Below are 15,266 nucleotides of genomic sequence, written 5' to 3' on the forward strand. Positions count from 1 at the left end.
TGTATTTTTCCAACTATAGCAAAATGTTGACTAAAAATGGATATAACAGCGGTACTATAATCGCTGTTAGTAAAGCGCTTAGCGCCATTGCAACCGATGAGTAAGCGCCAACTTTTGGATGCTCGGCAATAGCAGCGGCAGTCCCAATTGCATGACAAGCTGTGCCCATGGCAACGCCTTGAGATTCGTGATTAAAAATATTAACGAGTTTAAAAAGCATAAAACCAAATAAAGCCCCAAGTAAACCAATAAAAATAACTAAAGCTGCAGCAAGTGAACTGATTCCACCCAATGAATCAGTGACGATTAAAGATATAGGTGTAGTGACACTGAGTGCGGCAACCGATGCACTTAGCTGCGCTGGCGCATTAAATAATATGCTTAGCAAAAATGCCACAACGGTTGCGTTAACAATACCTAAGCTACATGTTGCGACTATAAGTAATAGATTTTTTCGTACGTGTGTAAACTGCTGATATAAAGGAAGCGCTAAAGCGACAATTGCGGGCTCTAATAACCAGCTTAGCAATTTGCTGTGCGTGGCAAATTGCGTATAAGGCAAATTTAGATTAACGAGGAATAAAGCGATAATACTAATACTTAAAAATACGGGGTTGGTGAGCGATTTTAATACGCTGTTTTTTACACTTTGGTTTACGGCCCTTAGTGCTAAAAACAATGCAATTATAAAAGGAATACTTAGCCACCATAAAGTAGGCTGTAGCTCTGAAATAGCGGAAAAAGTAAAATCAGTCATTATTTTCTTTTCCCTTAAAGTACGCAATTACACTGCTAACAAGCAATAAGGTAGTTATAGGAACTAGCAACACAACTGATGCTAAAAATGCCCAGTGCGATTTTATAAGGCCGAGATGTTCAATAAATCCCACACCCGCAGGAATGAAAAATATAGGCATAATATTTAAAATAGGGGAGGCGCATGGTTTTACATGTTGCTCTTTTACAATACCCGATAAAAGTAAAACTAATAAAATAACCATAGCGAGTAACGGTGCAGGAAAGCTTCCACCAATAAAGTGCATAATGAGTTTAGCGCAGGCTAAACATAGTAAAATAATAGCGCTACTGAGCAGATATTTCATCAAAGTGGCTCACAGAAAAGATAAGAGCTTAACTTTAACAAATCAAACTCTTTTATGCATTGTCTACCAGTGCTTTGTATTTGCGTAGGTTATGTCCGCTTTTCCTTTTGCTTTAGCAATTGCTTTTTTAGTGTTTGGGTTTAGCAATAAGCGAATTTGGCTGAAGGTTTCTTTAGCGAGTATTTTTCGTTGGTTTGGTTTATAGCTAAGTTGTGTAACACGTTTAATAGCAGCAAGCGTATCGGGTGAGCGCTCGAGTAATGTATTGAGCATGTTTTGCGTGGCTTGTTGAGTATCATCGGTAAGCTGAGTAACCAAACCTAGCTCATTTGCTTGTTGTGCTGTGATTGGGTTTGCGTGGCTTGCAAGCCAAAGTGCTTGGTCACGCTTAACTAAACCGCTCATCATTACATTTGCGCCCATATCGGGGCACAGCCCCCAGCGTGCTTCCATAATGGCAAGCTTGGCATCAACATGAACAATCCTGTAATCGGCACCTAGTGCTATTTGTAAGCCCCCTCCTAAACAGTTGCCATCAATTTGTGCAATAACAGGAACGCTTAGTGACTGCCAGCCTAATACTACTTTTTGCGCTAAGTTTTGATTGCCAGGTAACCATTTGAGCAATAATTTTATAATATTCAATGGTGCCGCCATGACAGCTGATATATCAAGGCCTGCACAAAAATGCTCGCCATCGCCTTTTATTACTACAGCACGAATACTGCGATCTCTTTTTATGCTTTTAATGGCTTTGTTTAACTCTACAAACATTTGAAAGCTTAATGCGTTTTGCTTTTTTGCTCTACTAAGCGTGACGGTAGCAATGCCATGTTGTTTTTCTAGTTTTATCATTACACACTCCTCTGACCTGTTACTTGAGCTTATGTTGTTAAGTTAACTAAGTAAAGAGAGAAAGTTTTTACACAAAAAATGAATTAATTGAGTAATTCAAAGTCTTATATTGTTGATCTTGCTAATAACAATATAAATATTTCGAAATGAGTGCAGTGATGATAAAAAAGTAAGGTATTTAAGCGTTTTTTTATCTATATAGATGCTAGTTTTGTTATTATGATGTCACTTAAAAGCTTAGAGGTTAATCACTCATGTCTGGCCCACGTTTACACACGATAGAAGAAGCAACTCATCAAGCCTATGATATTTTTTTAGAGCTAGCGCCAAATAACTTGAGCGATAAAGATGTTGAAGACTTTAATCAATACCGAGAAGATCTTGGCTTTATTGAAGAAGATGAGCCAGATGACCAATGGCAAGATTTTGTGGCACTTGAAATTGAACCAGAGCACTTTATTCAAGTGTTAGTCGGTTTAGAATTTGAAAATGAAGATGCCTTATTTGCAAAAATTTTAATTAGTCGTGATAAAGACGCGCCGTTTTGTCATATTTTATGGAAAGAAAGTGAATAAGCCCATATTGCTTGTTTGTTTATAATTGTGTGCAAGAGAGCGTATTTGTGCGTAAGTATTTATTTTTAATTCTCTTATTGATTAGTAGCCCAAGCTGGGCTGTTGATCCTTTTGAAGATTTTCATGAATATGGACAGCTTTCGGATGAAGAGATCCATGAGTTACACAAAGGTGAAATGCTTTATGGGGATACTGAGTTTGGCTTTATTCTTAGCAAAGGCAACGCTAATTCGACCAGTTTTAAGCTCAAAGGTAATTTATATCAAGACTTTGAGAAGTGGCGTAATCAATTCAAAATAGACTCCCTTTATAAGCGCGATGAAAACGATGAAACAGGCGACAGCGATGTAACAGCTAATCGTGTGTTTGTCTCTGCACAGGGTAATTATAAAGTGGGTGTGAAAAACTCATCCTTTTTTATTTACGGCGATTACGAAGAAGATGAATTTAGCGGCTTAGATTTTAAAAGCACAATCGCAACCGGTTACGGTACTCGTGTATATCAAGGTGTTAAAAACAAAGTTGATATTGATGTAGGACCCGGTTTATATCGCTCCGTTGCTGATGAAGAATCAGATGTAAGTGAGGATGATATAAATAAAACGGGTTATTTAGTCAGAGTTGCAATGCAATGGGAGCGTTTGGTTTCTAAGCGAACTCGTTTTAATCAAGATGTCAGTGTAGAGCAATCGCTTTCGGGTCTTAATTCTCGCTTTAAATCAGAAACAGCATTAATAAGCCAAGTCGTTGGTGCTGTATCACTTAAGTTTGCGTATATGTACCGTTATAATTCAAAACCCGAGGATGATAAACTTAAGTTTGATTCAGAGCTTAGTGCAACCTTGGTTTATAACTTTTAAGTATTTATTTAATTTTAGAGAGTGTTATGTATCAGCATAAGCAGTATGCGGTGTTCATTTTTTTTGTATTAGCATGGATAGGCGGATTTGTTGCACTAGCGTGGAACTTATTAGGTGCAGATGGACCCTTAATGATATTTACTGGTATTTTAGTGCTGGTGGGCTTTTTGTTTCATGGCTTAACAGTAAAAGTTGATGATAATAAAATAAGTTGGGCGTTTGGGCCTGGTGTTGCTGGGCAAAGTATTTTGCTTAGCGAGATTACTGAAGTAAAAGCAGTACAAAATTCATATCGCCATGGTATAGGTATCCGTATTACTCACGATGGTTGGGTGTATACAGTATCTGGTTTTAGTGCAATACAGCTAACGCTTAAGGATGGCACTATGTATCGTGTAGGTACAAACGATCAAAAAGGTTTACTAGCCGCATTGAAAGAAAAGAAAGTATCAATAGCACTTCCTAGTAAGACAAAAAGCGAAACTGAAGTGGTTAAGCGCAACAATATGATATAAAAAAAGCGCCTTAGGCGCTTTTTTATCTGCTGTATACAATATTAGTGGTCGTGGCCACACCCACCTTCGCCATGTACGTGGCCGTGAGTTAATTCGTCTTGTGTTGCATCACGCACTTCTAGAATTTCTACATCAAAGTTAAGTGTTATACCTGAAAGCGGGTTATTACCATCTACAATCACTTCTTCATCTTGAATATCGATGATCATTACTGATTGGTCGCCATCATCTGTTGATGCACGAAATTGCATGCCAACTTCAATTTCCATACCTTCAAACATTGATTTAGGTACCGCTTGCATTAGGTTGTCGTGGCGCTCGCCGTAACCTTCTTCAGGTTCAACCTTTACGCTAAGCGTGTCGCCTGGTTGCTTGCCCAGCAAAGCATTTTCTAGGCCTGAAATTAAATAGCCTGTGCCAATGATAAAGTGTAGCGGCTCACCACCGAACGAGTTATCAATGCTATTACCATCATTATCCATTACCGAATAATGCATTTTTACCACTTTGTTTGCCGCAACGATCATAGTCATTCCTATTTATTCATCTTCAAGAGAGTAGGGTAGAGGCAGAATGCTTAGCTCCACCTGAGGTGTATGTTTTGCACGAAGTACCTGAGTTACATCAGTATCGTTTGGCAACACAACGAGGCCTGTTAGTTTACTTGTTTGCTCATCAAAACTTTGCGTTATAAGTTTACCCGCACGGCGCCAGTTTTCGCCTAACTGGGTTTCCAGATCAAGCTCTGAAAGTAGCCCTTCGCTTTGTCCTGAAACGATATACATTGCGCGTTTATTCTTACCAAGGTATTTCATACGGGCCACAGTTTCTTGACCTGTATAACATCCTTTTTTAAAGCTAATGCCACCAATAGCTTGTAGGTTAACCATCTGCGGAACATATTCCCCAATAGCTTCACTACTTAATTGTGGTTCGCCGGCTAAAATTGCTGCTTGTTTCCAGGGCGCATCGTTATCAAGAGTCGATATATTATCAGGAATACTAAATTTGCTATCAACCATCAATAACACGCGATTATCTGCTAACTTTAATGCTTTACCATAACTCAAGTCGCACGCAGTAGCATCGTCTTCAAATGTTATACTAAGCTGAGCAAGTACGTCTGTTAAGTCATCGCCGATTAAGCCAATTAAACGCTCAGAGGAGACATTTATATCGACCTTTGCAAATACAGCGTATTTTTTAAGTTCAACTAACGACTTTTCTACTTCGGCTGCGCTACCTGTAAGGTAATAGTTATCTTGATAAGAAAATAATTTAAATACACCCCAAAGCTTTCCTTTGGCACTGCAATGGCCAGTCCATAAATAGTTACTGCTGGTTAATTTATTGAGATCTTGAGTAATTTGCCCGTGCAAATAAGATAATTTATCAGCACCGCTAAGGCTAATAAGTTGATGAGATAACGGACATGCATAAACGCTCGACATAAAAACCTTCTTTGCAATATAAATGAAGTGACATAATAACGCAGTTGTTACGTATGGTACAGACAAGCGCTAATTGGCGTGGATTATTATTTTAATCGGCGATTAATAGCTGATAAGTTGACACGCATTTGTTAAACTCGAGTCAATTAAGTATGAGGTTTAAAATGGTTGAAATTCATAGTAAAGCACGTATTCGTTGGGCTTGCCGTCGTGGCATGTTAGAGCTAGATGTTTTGTTTATGCCGTTTGTAGAAGAAGCATACGACTCTTTGAGCACAGAGCAGCAAGCTATCTTTCAGCGTTTGCTAACAGAAGAAGACCCTGATTTATTTGCATGGTTTATGGGGCATCAAGAGTGTAAAGATGAGCAGTTAAATACAATGGTTTCACTTATTTTAGATAGAGTTCGTGTATAGATTTACAGTTACAGATAATAAAGCAGACCATAAACCAGTTGTGGTCTTTTTTTGTATGCTGGCTTTGATATTATGCTTATTTTTAAGTTCTGTACTGGCAATGCTTTTTTGTGTTGTAGTAAATACAGTGGCTGGATTATTTGTTTGGCGAAAAGTTTTAGCTGCTCACCCGATACGGGGAGTTGTTATTTTAGAGCCAAACCTATTTAGATTTGAAAGTCAGTCGCTAAAAATTCAAGGTGAAATAAGTACTCAAAGTCGCATACTTGGTAGCAGTGTATGGCTTTATATTAAAGGCTTTAGTAAAAACCATTGGCTAATTATTTCAGCCAATGGAGTTAACGAACAAAGCTATGCTCGATTAAAACGTGCAACACTTAGCGCTATTAGTGGCGCTGCGGGGTCAAAATAGTTGGTGTTGGATTTTCGTTTTGCTCAGGGTAATCAATAGTGTAATGAAGGCCACGGCTTTCTTTGCGTTCCATTGCACTTCTAATGATTAATTCAGCTACTTGCACTAAATTACGTAGCTCCAACAAATTATTACTGACTCTAAAATTAGCATAGTAGTCATGTATTTCTTGCTGTAATAGTTCAACTCGGTGCAGTGCACGCTCTAAACGCTTAGTTGATCGAACAATACCAACGTAATCCCACATGAATAATCGTAGTTCATGCCAGTTATGGGTAATTACAATTTCTTCATCGGAGTTACTAACTCGGCTTTCATCCCAATACGGAAGTGCTATAGGCTCTGGCGCATGCTCTATTTTACTTAAAATATCTTTTGCAGCAGCATGGGCAAACACAATACATTCAAGTAATGAGTTACTTGCCATGCGATTTGCACCGTGAAGGCCTGTATAAGCTACTTCACCCACAGCGTATAAATTATCTAAATCGGTTTTTCCGTTAAAATCGGTCATTACACCGCCGCAAGTATAGTGGGCAGCGGGGACAACTGGGATTGCTTCTTTGGTTATATCAAGCCCTACACTTAAGCATTTCGCATAAATAGTAGGAAAGTGCTCAATAATAAAATCTTTATCTTTGTGGCTAATATCTAGGTAAACACAGTTTGCGCCGAGGCGTTTCATTTCAAAATCGATTGCGCGTGCAACAATGTCGCGTGGAGCAAGTTCTTCACGCTCATCAAAGTCTTTCATAAAGCGAGTGCCGTCAGGGCGTTTTAAATAAGCGCCTTCACCACGCATAGCTTCAGTAATTAAGAAGTTTTGTAATTCAGGGTGATATAAACTTGTTGGATGGAACTGATTAAATTCCATATTGGCCACTTTACAGCCCGCCCGCCACGCCATTGCAATACCATCGCCACTTGATACGTCAGGATTTGAGGTGTACAAATACACTTTACTTGCCCCGCCGGTCGCCAGAGCAACAAATTTTGCCGAAATGGTTTCTACCTTTTTAGCTTTTTTGTTCCACACATACATACCGTGAATATGCGAAGCTGTTTTTTCGGTGTTTTTATCAGTAATTAAATCAATCGCGTTGTATTGCTCTAAAAGTGTAATATTTTTATGCGCTTTTACTTGGCTTATTAATGTAGTTTGTACTGCTTTGCCAGTCGCATCAGCTGCATGCAAAATACGACGATGGCTATGACCGCCTTCGCGCGTTAAATGAAAGCGCTCTTTGCCTTTACTATCAAATTCCATATCAAAAGGCACGCCTTGATCAATTAACCATTGCAGGCAATCATGGGCGTTGCTTGCAGTGTAGTGGACGGCTCCTCTGTTGCACAAGCCGCCGCCAGCATCGAGTGTATCCTCTACATGGGATTCTATGCTGTCATTTTGTTTATCAAATACAGCAGCTATACCGCCTTGAGCATATAATGTAGAGCCTTCTGTCAGAGCCCCTTTACTAATTACGGTAACGTTACAAAAATTAGCTAAAGATAAAGCTAGTGATAAGCCTGCTGCGCCGCTACCGATAATAGCGACATCAGCAATGTGGTGTTTATTTTGGTTCATGTCAGAGGTACTTTGCGGTTACAATGCTCGTATAGAGCAATATTTGTTTTCAATATCTGTAGTTGTATCATATTTGTCATATTACTACGTAGTGATTTTAATAGCCTAACGCTGTTATTTATGAACTATTTTATAAAAAAATAATATTAAACAGAACTTTTTATTCATGTAGAGGTCAGAGTATTTGTGAACAATAGCGACACTATGAATAACAAGCAAAAATCAGACATAGGAGTACCGGCTCGAATGAGCGAGCAGGAATTAGATTTAGCGCTAGTAAAAAGGGTTCAGCAGGGTGATAAAAACGCCTTCAATCTATTAGTAAAGAAGTATCAAAATAAAATTGCAGGTTTGATATCACGTTATGTATCAAACCAAGGTGATATTGCAGATGTAGCACAAGAAGCATTTATAAAAGCTTATCGTGCACTTCCAAACTTTAGAGGTGATAGTGCCTTTTATACTTGGTTATACCGTATTGCCGTTAATTGTGCTAAAAATTACTTAGTAGCACAGGGCCGTAAACCGCCAGCAAATGATATCGACGCTGAAGAAGCTGAATTTTATGACTGTGCGGATTCGATGCGTTCAAATGCATCCCCTGAAAATCTACTTTTAAGCGAAGAAGTACGCGCTGTTATTTTTAATACGATTGATAGTTTGCCTGAAGATCTTAAAACTGCGATAACCCTAAGAGAAATCGAAGGGATGAGCTATGAAGAAATAGCAGTGGTCATGGATTGCCCTGTCGGGACGGTGCGTTCGCGTATCTTTCGTGCCCGAGAAGCAATTGATAACAAATTAAACCCATTAATAGGCGAGTCTTAGTATGACGAAAGCACACCTTAACAAGTTAGATAACGAAGTGTTATCGGCATTACTTGATGGCGAACAACATCTAACTGATGCAAAAATTGCAGAGCAAGATGTAACCACGTTTGGCCGTTATGCGTTAATTGGTGATGCAATGCGTGCTCAAAAAAATAATAATGACATACATATTGATATTAGCGATCGCGTTGCATTAGCATTAGAAAGCGAGCCTGTTTATGCTGACTTCAACCAGCCAAACACAGAGCCTCAAGCAGTCACTGAAACTGTAAAAAATAATGTAGTTGCTTTTAATTGGCGCAAACCTGTTGCCCAACTAGCGATTGCAGCAAGTGTGGCAATGTTTGCTATTGTGGGCGTTAATACACTTCCGCAAAGTAACAATCAGCAGCAAAGCGAAATCCCTTTACTGCAAACTACCCCTTTAACAGGTATGGCTTCGCCAGTAAGTTACTCATCTGAGCCAGCGCTTGAAAATGCTGAACAAGGCTTACGTGAATTGCAGCAACAACGTATTGGCGCATTAGTTTTAGAGCATCAACGACAAGCACGTGTTGCTAACTCGCTTCAAACAGCGCAAAATAGTATAAAAGCGCAAGAGGAAAAAAACTAATTAAATGAAAGTAATCACTTTTATTCTGTCGTTGGTAGTTAGCTTTACTGCATTTGCCAACGATATAAATCCTGCCAAAGATTTATTACTTAAAATGGCTAATGCCGTACATAACCGTAATTTTGATGCTTCATTTGTGGTTGTTAAGGGTAAAACAATGGAACCATATCGTTGGATCCATGCCAAACAAGGCGACACAGAGCTTGAGCATTTAAGTTTACTCAATGGCGCAGGCCTTGAAATGGTTCGTGTTAATAATCAAGTCACTTATTTTGAACCGCAGTCAGAGCCATACTCTCTTAAAACTGATTCGATTGCAGGCCCCATTCCTGAAGTGTTATTTAAAGACATTGAGCGCTTGAGCGCACATTATGATTTTGTAATGGGTGGTAAAGGGCGCATTGCAGGGCGTGCGGCTCAATTAGTTCGAATTGAATCCAAAGATGAATTCAAATATAACTACTGGATTTGGCTTGATATGGAGTCGTCTTTACTTTTAAAAGCAGCGTACGTGAACCACGAAGGTGAGGCGCTTGAACAGCTACAGTTAACTCATGTTAGTGTTACTGAACAGCCTGCTAGTATGCTGTTGGAAGTACTCAATCGTAACTTTCCAACGCCTCTACCAGAAAGTGATTTAGGTGGTGCAGAGAACACAGCAAAGAATTGGAGTATAAACTGGTTACCTGATGGCTTTGAATTATTAAAATCTGACAGACATAAACTCGATTTAAATAATGAGTTAACAGACTATTATTTGTTTTCTGATGGTTTTGTTGAGATCTCTATATTTATACAGCGACCTTTACCTGGTAAGCGTTTAAGCGGTGCATTAACATCTGGTGCAACGACGGTATATGTGCATAATGGCGGTAATTTTGATGTATCGGTTGTTGGTAATGTACCGAGTATGACCGCAAAAGCAATTGCAGAGTCAGTTACCCGCGCACTATAGGCGATTCCGTAAGGATTGTTATGATTGAACAAACCCTCACAGTTGTGGCCCTTGATGGCCACATTGCTTATTTAGAAGCACAGCAAAAACAAGCTTGTGAAGGCTGCAATGGTCGTTGCGGCTCACAAGTGTTTGGCAAGTTATTCGGCACCGCAAAAAAAACCTTTCCATATAGATTCGACTTACCAGTCGAGGTCGGTCAAAAAGTTACTTTGTCACTTGATGATAGCCTCGTTGTTAAACATGCTTTTGCTGTATATATGTTACCTTTATTTTTAAGTCTAACGTTTGCATTTATTGCTTCTGAGTTACTTTTAATGGCCGAAGGTTGGCAAATCTTAGCGGCGGCTTTAGGTGGCATTACTGGATTTTTTATTGCTAAAACTCGTGTTAAATCACTTAAGCACGATATAAAAGTAATAAAAATTCATCCAATTAGTATCCCTTTAACTCAAATAGATGGTGATTGACGCCAATTAAATGTAAAATTGCCGTTTTATACCAAAGTAACTTGGAAATACAGGGAATTGTGGTTTTTAAAATTATTTTATCTGACTGACTTATTTAAGTTTATTAAGCATAACTTATTGTTATTCATTAAATAAAATGATTATAACCCATCTTAAAAAGCGTGAGCTAAGTCTGTAATTTACAAACTGAGCTTATGGCATCCTAAAGCAAGTATTTTCAAGTCACTTAGGTATTCATATTTAGTCCATTAAAATAGAAGTATAGAATCCAGTTTATGAAGCATATCCGTAATTTTTCGATCATCGCCCATATTGACCATGGTAAATCGACCCTTTCAGATCGTTTGATCCAAGTTTGTGGCGGTTTAACCGACCGTGAAATGCAAAAACAAGTTTTGGATTCAATGGATATTGAGCGCGAACGTGGTATTACCATTAAAGCGCAAAGTGTAACGTTGAATTACAAAGCGAACGACGGCGAAACCTACCAACTTAATTTCATTGATACTCCAGGACACGTTGATTTTACGTATGAAGTGTCGCGTTCTTTAGCTGCATGTGAAGGTGCGCTACTCGTTGTTGATGCAGGCCAAGGCGTTGAAGCACAAACACTAGCTAACTGTTACACCGCTATTGAAATGGAATTAGAAGTAATTCCAGTACTTAATAAAATCGATTTACCGCAAGCAGACCCTTTACGTGTTGCAGAAGAAATTGAAGAGATTATTGGTATTGATGCCCTAGATGCTGTGCAGTGTAGTGCTAAAACAGGCGTAGGTATTGCTGAAGTACTTGAAATGATTGTTAAAGATGTTCCGCCACCAGTAGGCGACAAAGATGCACCTTTACAAGCACTTATTATCGATTCTTGGTTTGACCCATACCAAGGCGTTGTATCACTAGTGCGTATTAAGCACGGTGAATTACGCACTGGCGATAAAATAAAAATAATGTCGAACGAGCATATCCATACTGCCGACCAAGTGGGTGTGTTTACACCTAAGCAAACCAACACCGGTATTTTAAGAACAGGTGAAGTAGGGTTTGTTATTGCGGGCATTAAAGAGATACATGGTGCGCCAGTAGGTGACACTATTACTCATCAAAAAAATGCAGCTCCACTTCGCTTACCTGGCTTTCAAAAGATTAAGCCTCAGGTTTATGCGGGTATGTTCCCAATTGCATCAGATGAGTATGAATCATTCCGTGATGCACTTAACAAGTTAAGCCTAAACGATGCGTCGTTATTCTTTGAACCAGAGAATTCAACCGCACTAGGTTTTGGTTTCCGCTGTGGCTTTTTAGGCATGCTACACATGGAAATCATTCAAGAGCGTTTAGAGCGTGAATACGATATTGATTTAATAACAACTGCACCTACGGTAATCTATGAGATAGTTACTAAAGAAGGTACATTTCAGATTGATAATCCGTCTGATCTACCTGCTGTAAACGATATTGTAGAGATTCGTGAACCAATTGTTGAAGCAAATATTTTGGTACCACAAGAATACCTAGGTAATGTTATTACCTTATGTATTGAAAAACGTGGTAGTCAAACAAAAATGACTTATCACGGTAAGCAAGTAGCTGTTACATATGAGCTACCTATGGCTGAAGTGGTCATGGACTTTTTTGATAAATTAAAATCTACAAGCCGTGGTTTTGCATCGCTTGACTATAACTTTAAGCACTTCCAAACATCAGACATGGTGCGTGTTGATATTTTGATCAACAGTGAACGTGTTGATGCGCTTGCGATTATTGTTCACAGAGATGGTGCACAATCTCGTGGTCGTCAGTTAGCTGATGCATTGAAAGAACTTATTCCACGTCAAATGTTTGATATTGCGATTCAAGCAGCGATTGGACAGCATGTTATTGCACGTACCACAGTCAAGCAATTACGTAAAAACGTAATCGCTAAGTGTTATGGCGGTGATGTGAGTCGTAAGAAAAAATTACTTAAAAAGCAAAAAGATGGTAAAAAACGAATGAAGCAAGTAGGTAATGTTGAAGTGCCTCAAGAAGCGTTTTTAGCTATTTTAAAAGTTGGTAAATAAAAACAAAGGATTATAAATGGCTGGTTATTTTTCAGTTTTATTGGTGCTATTAACTTTGAGCTCAGGCTTAATATGGTTAATAGATCACTTACTGTATGCACCTAAAAGGCAAGCGCTTTTAGATATAGCGCAAAAGTCTGCAGGTGCGCCGTTAGATGACGAAACAGCTGCATTAATAGCACCAGAGCCAGTAATAACAGAAACGGCAAAGTCGATTTTTCCGATGATTGCTGCGATTACTATTTTTAGATCATTTATCTTTGAACCGTTTCAAATTCCATCGGGTTCAATGATGCCTACGCTGCTAGTTGGTGATTTTATTTTAGTGCAAAAGTACTCATATGGAATAAAAGACCCTGTTTGGCGTACCCAATTAGTTGATATGGGTGAACCTGAACGTGGTGATATTGTTGTTTTTAAATATCCGTTAGATGAAAAAGTTGACTATATTAAACGTACAATAGGTTTACCTGGCGATAAAGTTGTTTATCGTGATAAACGTTTATATATTCAGCCTAATTGTAAAGAAGGCGAAACCCAGCAGGGTGAGCTTTTATGTAATGAATTCAATAAAATTGATTTTAAATTAATTAATGATAACGAATTTAAACAAGGCCCAATGCCTCTAGCTCGCGTAAATGAAAATTTAACAACAGTTACGCATGATATTTTAATCAACCCACAAGCGCCTGAAAGAAAAGGGCGTTATTACCAGCAACCGGGCACGCCTTCTGATGAATGGACTGTTCCTGCTGATCATTATTTTATGATGGGTGATAACCGCGACAACAGCCAAGATGGTCGCTTTTGGGGCTTTGTACCAAAAGAAAACTTGGTGGGTAAAGCTGTCTTTATATGGATGAGTTTTGAATTTGAGAATGGCCCTGATGATATTTTACCAGGATGGGTTCCAACTGGTGTTCGCTTTGAGCGCCTAGGTAATATTCAGTAACAATGAAAAAAAATGTAACAGAATTATATGACAAAATTGGCTATGTATTTACTGATCAAGGTTTACTTGAGCAGGCAATGACGCACCGCAGCCACAAAGGTCAACATAATGAGCGACTAGAATTTTTAGGTGACTCTATTTTGAGCTTTGTGATTGCTAATGCACTTTATGCCAAATTCCCTAAAGCGCGTGAAGGTGATTTAAGCCGTATGCGCTCAACACTTGTACGAGGTCAAACTCTTGCCGAGTTTGGTCTTGAATTTGGCTTGGGCGATTATTTACGCTTAGGTCCGGGTGAGCTTAAAAGTGGCGGATTCCGTCGTGAGTCAACGCTTGCCGATGCAGTAGAAGCTATTATTGGTGCTGCATTTTTAGATTCAGGTATCGACCGCTGTGGCGAGCTTATATTAGCGTGGTATGAATCTCGCTTGGATGCTATTTCACCAGGGCTTAATCAAAAAGATCCGAAGACCCTGCTGCAAGAGCATCTACAAGGCCGTAAGTTGCCTCTTCCAGGTTACACTGTGGTTGATACTAAAGGCCAGGCACACAATCAAACATTCACGGTTGAATGTATTGTTGATGGAATGGATAGCATAATTTCTGTTGGTAGCTCACGCCGCAAGGCTGAACAAAAAGCTGCCGAAAAAGCATTGAAGATAATTAAAAATGAATCTTGATACCCTAATACAGCCTCGTGAAGGTGATGTAGATACGTTTTGTGGCATGGTCGCAATTGTAGGACGTCCAAATGTTGGTAAATCGACTTTACTCAATGAGATCATTGAGCAAAAAGTAAGTATTACCTCACGTAAACCACAAACAACGCGCCATCGTATTATGGGTATTCATACCGAAGGTAAACATCAAGCTGTTTACATCGATACGCCAGGGCTACACGTTGAAGAAAAGCGTGCTATTAACCGCTTAATGAACCGTGCAGCGTCTAGCTCAATCGGTGATGTAGAGCTTATTATATTTGTAGTTGAAGGCACTCACTGGAATGCTGATGACGACATGGTACTGAACAAAGTATCGCAAAGTGGTAAGCCGGTATTATTGGTTATTAATAAAATAGACCAAGTTAAAGACCGCGATCTTGTATTGCCTCATATGAAGTGGTTAGGCGATAAGTTTGATTTTGTTGGTATTATGCCTGTGTCTGCAAAACAGGGAAAAAATATAGACTTAATCAAAGCTGAAGTAACTAAGCGCTTACAACCGTGTGAGTTTTATTTTCCGGATGATTACGTCACTGACCGCTCAATGCGCTTTATGGCGGCTGAAGTTATCCGTGAAAAATTAATGCGCTTCATGGGTGAAGAATTACCGTATTCTGTTACTGTTGAAATTGAACAGTTTAAATGGCAAGACAACGGTATTTGGCATATCAACGGATTAATTCTTGTTGAGCGCGAAACACAAAAACGCATGGTTATTGGTAATAAAGGCGAAAAGCTAAAAACCATTGGCCGTGAAGCCCGTAAAGACATAGAGGAAATGCTTGATAACAAAGTATTTTTAGAGCTTTGGGTGAAAGTTAAATCTGGTTGGGCTGATGATGAACGAGCACTACGAAGCTTAGGTTATGGTGAAGACTAAACCAATAA

The 15,266-nt window shown here is 39.1% G+C and carries 19 protein-coding genes; 13 read left to right on the plus strand and 6 right to left on the minus strand.

Translation table 11 applies throughout. The annotated features are described in order from the left end of the window. Positions 1 to 13 precede the first annotated feature (13 nt). From DC53_RS13305 to DC53_RS13295, 3 genes are all read right to left on the minus strand, one after another. Positions 14 to 757 (minus strand): LrgB family protein, encoded by a 744-nt coding sequence (locus tag DC53_RS13305; RefSeq protein ID WP_033028986.1) that lies wholly within the window; start codon positions 755 to 757, stop codon positions 14 to 16. After that, positions 750 to 1,103 carry a CidA/LrgA family protein gene (locus DC53_RS13300; protein ID WP_007377543.1) on the minus strand — a complete coding sequence of 118 codons (354 nt, stop codon included), beginning with the start codon at positions 1,101 to 1,103 and terminating at the stop codon, positions 750 to 752. Before DC53_RS13300 ends, DC53_RS13305 begins: the two co-directional genes overlap by 8 nt. A 63-nt stretch (positions 1,104 to 1,166) precedes the next feature. Further along, positions 1,167 to 1,958, minus strand: coding sequence for a crotonase/enoyl-CoA hydratase family protein (locus tag DC53_RS13295; protein ID WP_033028987.1), 792 nt, complete (start codon positions 1,956 to 1,958; stop codon positions 1,167 to 1,169). A gap of 254 nt (positions 1,959 to 2,212) precedes the next feature. Between DC53_RS13295 and DC53_RS13290 the strand changes: the two genes are divergently transcribed. The 3 genes from DC53_RS13290 to DC53_RS13280 are packed head-to-tail and all read left to right on the plus strand — an operon-like array spanning position 2,213 to position 3,908. Beyond that, positions 2,213 to 2,533, plus strand: coding sequence for an HI1450 family dsDNA-mimic protein (locus tag DC53_RS13290; RefSeq protein ID WP_007377541.1), 321 nt, complete (start codon positions 2,213 to 2,215; stop codon positions 2,531 to 2,533). Between the two features lie 47 nt (positions 2,534 to 2,580). Beyond that, complete coding sequence (locus DC53_RS13285) at positions 2,581 to 3,393, plus strand: DUF481 domain-containing protein (protein WP_007377540.1); 813 nt, start codon at positions 2,581 to 2,583, stop codon at positions 3,391 to 3,393. A gap of 26 nt (positions 3,394 to 3,419) precedes the next feature. After that, on the plus strand, positions 3,420 to 3,908 hold the full coding sequence (locus tag DC53_RS13280) for a hypothetical protein (protein ID WP_007377539.1): 489 nt from the start codon (positions 3,420 to 3,422) through the stop codon (positions 3,906 to 3,908). A gap of 41 nt (positions 3,909 to 3,949) precedes the next feature. Here DC53_RS13280 and DC53_RS13275 read toward each other — a convergent pair whose 3' ends face one another. Both DC53_RS13275 and ygfZ read right to left on the minus strand, forming a co-directional pair. After that, a complete protein-coding gene (locus DC53_RS13275; protein ID WP_007377538.1) occupies positions 3,950 to 4,435 on the minus strand; it encodes an FKBP-type peptidyl-prolyl cis-trans isomerase in 486 nt (161 codons plus the stop codon). Positions 4,436 to 4,447: 12 nt separating this feature from the next. Next, on the minus strand, positions 4,448 to 5,359 hold the full coding sequence (gene ygfZ, locus DC53_RS13270) for a tRNA-modifying protein YgfZ (protein ID WP_033028988.1): 912 nt from the start codon (positions 5,357 to 5,359) through the stop codon (positions 4,448 to 4,450). Positions 5,360 to 5,523: 164 nt separating this feature from the next. Here ygfZ and DC53_RS13265 point away from each other — a divergent pair, with 164 nt between their 5' ends. After that, positions 5,524 to 5,775: an FAD assembly factor SdhE gene (locus tag DC53_RS13265; protein WP_008134821.1), complete on the plus strand. Its 252-nt coding sequence runs from the start codon at positions 5,524 to 5,526 to the stop codon at positions 5,773 to 5,775. Positions 5,776 to 5,830: 55 nt separating this feature from the next. Beyond that, positions 5,831 to 6,187, plus strand: coding sequence for a hypothetical protein (locus DC53_RS13260; protein ID WP_007377535.1), 357 nt, complete (start codon positions 5,831 to 5,833; stop codon positions 6,185 to 6,187). Here the strand turns inward: DC53_RS13260 and nadB are convergent. Continuing rightward, positions 6,162 to 7,772 carry an L-aspartate oxidase gene (gene nadB / locus DC53_RS13255; RefSeq protein ID WP_033028989.1) on the minus strand — a complete coding sequence of 537 codons (1,611 nt, stop codon included), beginning with the start codon at positions 7,770 to 7,772 and terminating at the stop codon, positions 6,162 to 6,164. The genes DC53_RS13260 and nadB overlap by 26 nt on opposite strands. 246 nt (positions 7,773 to 8,018) lie before the next feature. On the opposite strand from nadB, the gene rpoE reads away from it, so the two are divergent. From rpoE to era, 8 genes are all read left to right on the plus strand, one after another. Further along, positions 8,019 to 8,600, plus strand: coding sequence for an RNA polymerase sigma factor RpoE (gene rpoE / locus DC53_RS13250; protein WP_007377533.1), 582 nt, complete (start codon positions 8,019 to 8,021; stop codon positions 8,598 to 8,600). A 1-nt stretch (position 8,601) separates the two neighbouring features. Next, complete coding sequence (locus tag DC53_RS13245) at positions 8,602 to 9,216, plus strand: sigma-E factor negative regulatory protein (RefSeq protein WP_033028990.1); 615 nt, start codon at positions 8,602 to 8,604, stop codon at positions 9,214 to 9,216. A 4-nt stretch (positions 9,217 to 9,220) separates the two neighbouring features. Continuing rightward, entirely contained in the window at positions 9,221 to 10,171 is a 951-nt protein-coding gene (locus DC53_RS13240; protein ID WP_033028991.1) for a MucB/RseB C-terminal domain-containing protein, read from the plus strand. 20 nt (positions 10,172 to 10,191) lie between these two features. Then, entirely contained in the window at positions 10,192 to 10,641 is a 450-nt protein-coding gene (locus DC53_RS13235; protein WP_033028992.1) for a SoxR reducing system RseC family protein, read from the plus strand. 275 nt (positions 10,642 to 10,916) lie between these two features. After that, complete coding sequence (gene lepA, locus DC53_RS13230; protein ID WP_007377529.1) at positions 10,917 to 12,704, plus strand: translation elongation factor 4; 1,788 nt, start codon at positions 10,917 to 10,919, stop codon at positions 12,702 to 12,704. A 16-nt stretch (positions 12,705 to 12,720) separates the two neighbouring features. Further along, a complete protein-coding gene (gene lepB / locus DC53_RS13225; protein WP_033028993.1) occupies positions 12,721 to 13,656 on the plus strand; it encodes a signal peptidase I in 936 nt (311 codons plus the stop codon). A gap of 2 nt (positions 13,657 to 13,658) precedes the next feature. Then, positions 13,659 to 14,336, plus strand: a complete 678-nt coding sequence (gene rnc, locus DC53_RS13220) for a ribonuclease III (protein WP_007377527.1) — start codon at positions 13,659 to 13,661, stop codon at positions 14,334 to 14,336. After that, positions 14,326 to 15,258, plus strand: coding sequence for a GTPase Era (gene era / locus DC53_RS13215; RefSeq protein WP_033028994.1), 933 nt, complete (start codon positions 14,326 to 14,328; stop codon positions 15,256 to 15,258). Before rnc ends, era begins: the two co-directional genes overlap by 11 nt. Positions 15,259 to 15,266: the final 8 nt, after the last annotated feature.

The organism is Pseudoalteromonas fuliginea (assembly GCF_000690055.1).
GTDB classification, from domain to species: domain Bacteria; phylum Pseudomonadota; class Gammaproteobacteria; order Enterobacterales; family Alteromonadaceae; genus Pseudoalteromonas; species Pseudoalteromonas fuliginea.

Excerpts from the sequence above, each read along its gene's own strand:
- DC53_RS13305 (WP_033028986.1), bottom strand. The coding sequence starts at position 757 with ATGACTGATTTTACTTTTTCCGCTATTTCAGAGCTACAGCCTACTTTA.
- DC53_RS13300 (WP_007377543.1), bottom strand. The coding sequence starts at position 1,103 with ATGAAATATCTGCTCAGTAGCGCTATTATTTTACTATGTTTAGCCTGC.
- DC53_RS13295 (WP_033028987.1), bottom strand. The coding sequence starts at position 1,958 with ATGATAAAACTAGAAAAACAACATGGCATTGCTACCGTCACGCTTAGT.
- DC53_RS13290 (WP_007377541.1), top strand. The coding sequence starts at position 2,213 with ATGTCTGGCCCACGTTTACACACGATAGAAGAAGCAACTCATCAAGCC.
- DC53_RS13280 (WP_007377539.1), top strand. The coding sequence starts at position 3,420 with ATGTATCAGCATAAGCAGTATGCGGTGTTCATTTTTTTTGTATTAGCA.
- DC53_RS13275 (WP_007377538.1), bottom strand. The coding sequence starts at position 4,435 with ATGATCGTTGCGGCAAACAAAGTGGTAAAAATGCATTATTCGGTAATG.
- ygfZ (WP_033028988.1), bottom strand. The coding sequence starts at position 5,359 with ATGTCGAGCGTTTATGCATGTCCGTTATCTCATCAACTTATTAGCCTT.
- DC53_RS13265 (WP_008134821.1), top strand. The coding sequence starts at position 5,524 with ATGGTTGAAATTCATAGTAAAGCACGTATTCGTTGGGCTTGCCGTCGT.
- DC53_RS13260 (WP_007377535.1), top strand. The coding sequence starts at position 5,831 with ATGCTGGCTTTGATATTATGCTTATTTTTAAGTTCTGTACTGGCAATG.
- nadB (WP_033028989.1), bottom strand. The coding sequence starts at position 7,772 with ATGAACCAAAATAAACACCACATTGCTGATGTCGCTATTATCGGTAGC.
- rpoE (WP_007377533.1), top strand. The coding sequence starts at position 8,019 with ATGAGCGAGCAGGAATTAGATTTAGCGCTAGTAAAAAGGGTTCAGCAG.
- DC53_RS13245 (WP_033028990.1), top strand. The coding sequence starts at position 8,602 with ATGACGAAAGCACACCTTAACAAGTTAGATAACGAAGTGTTATCGGCA.
- DC53_RS13240 (WP_033028991.1), top strand. The coding sequence starts at position 9,221 with ATGAAAGTAATCACTTTTATTCTGTCGTTGGTAGTTAGCTTTACTGCA.
- DC53_RS13235 (WP_033028992.1), top strand. The coding sequence starts at position 10,192 with ATGATTGAACAAACCCTCACAGTTGTGGCCCTTGATGGCCACATTGCT.
- lepA (WP_007377529.1), top strand. The coding sequence starts at position 10,917 with ATGAAGCATATCCGTAATTTTTCGATCATCGCCCATATTGACCATGGT.
- lepB (WP_033028993.1), top strand. The coding sequence starts at position 12,721 with ATGGCTGGTTATTTTTCAGTTTTATTGGTGCTATTAACTTTGAGCTCA.
- rnc (WP_007377527.1), top strand. The coding sequence starts at position 13,659 with ATGAAAAAAAATGTAACAGAATTATATGACAAAATTGGCTATGTATTT.
- era (WP_033028994.1), top strand. The coding sequence starts at position 14,326 with ATGAATCTTGATACCCTAATACAGCCTCGTGAAGGTGATGTAGATACG.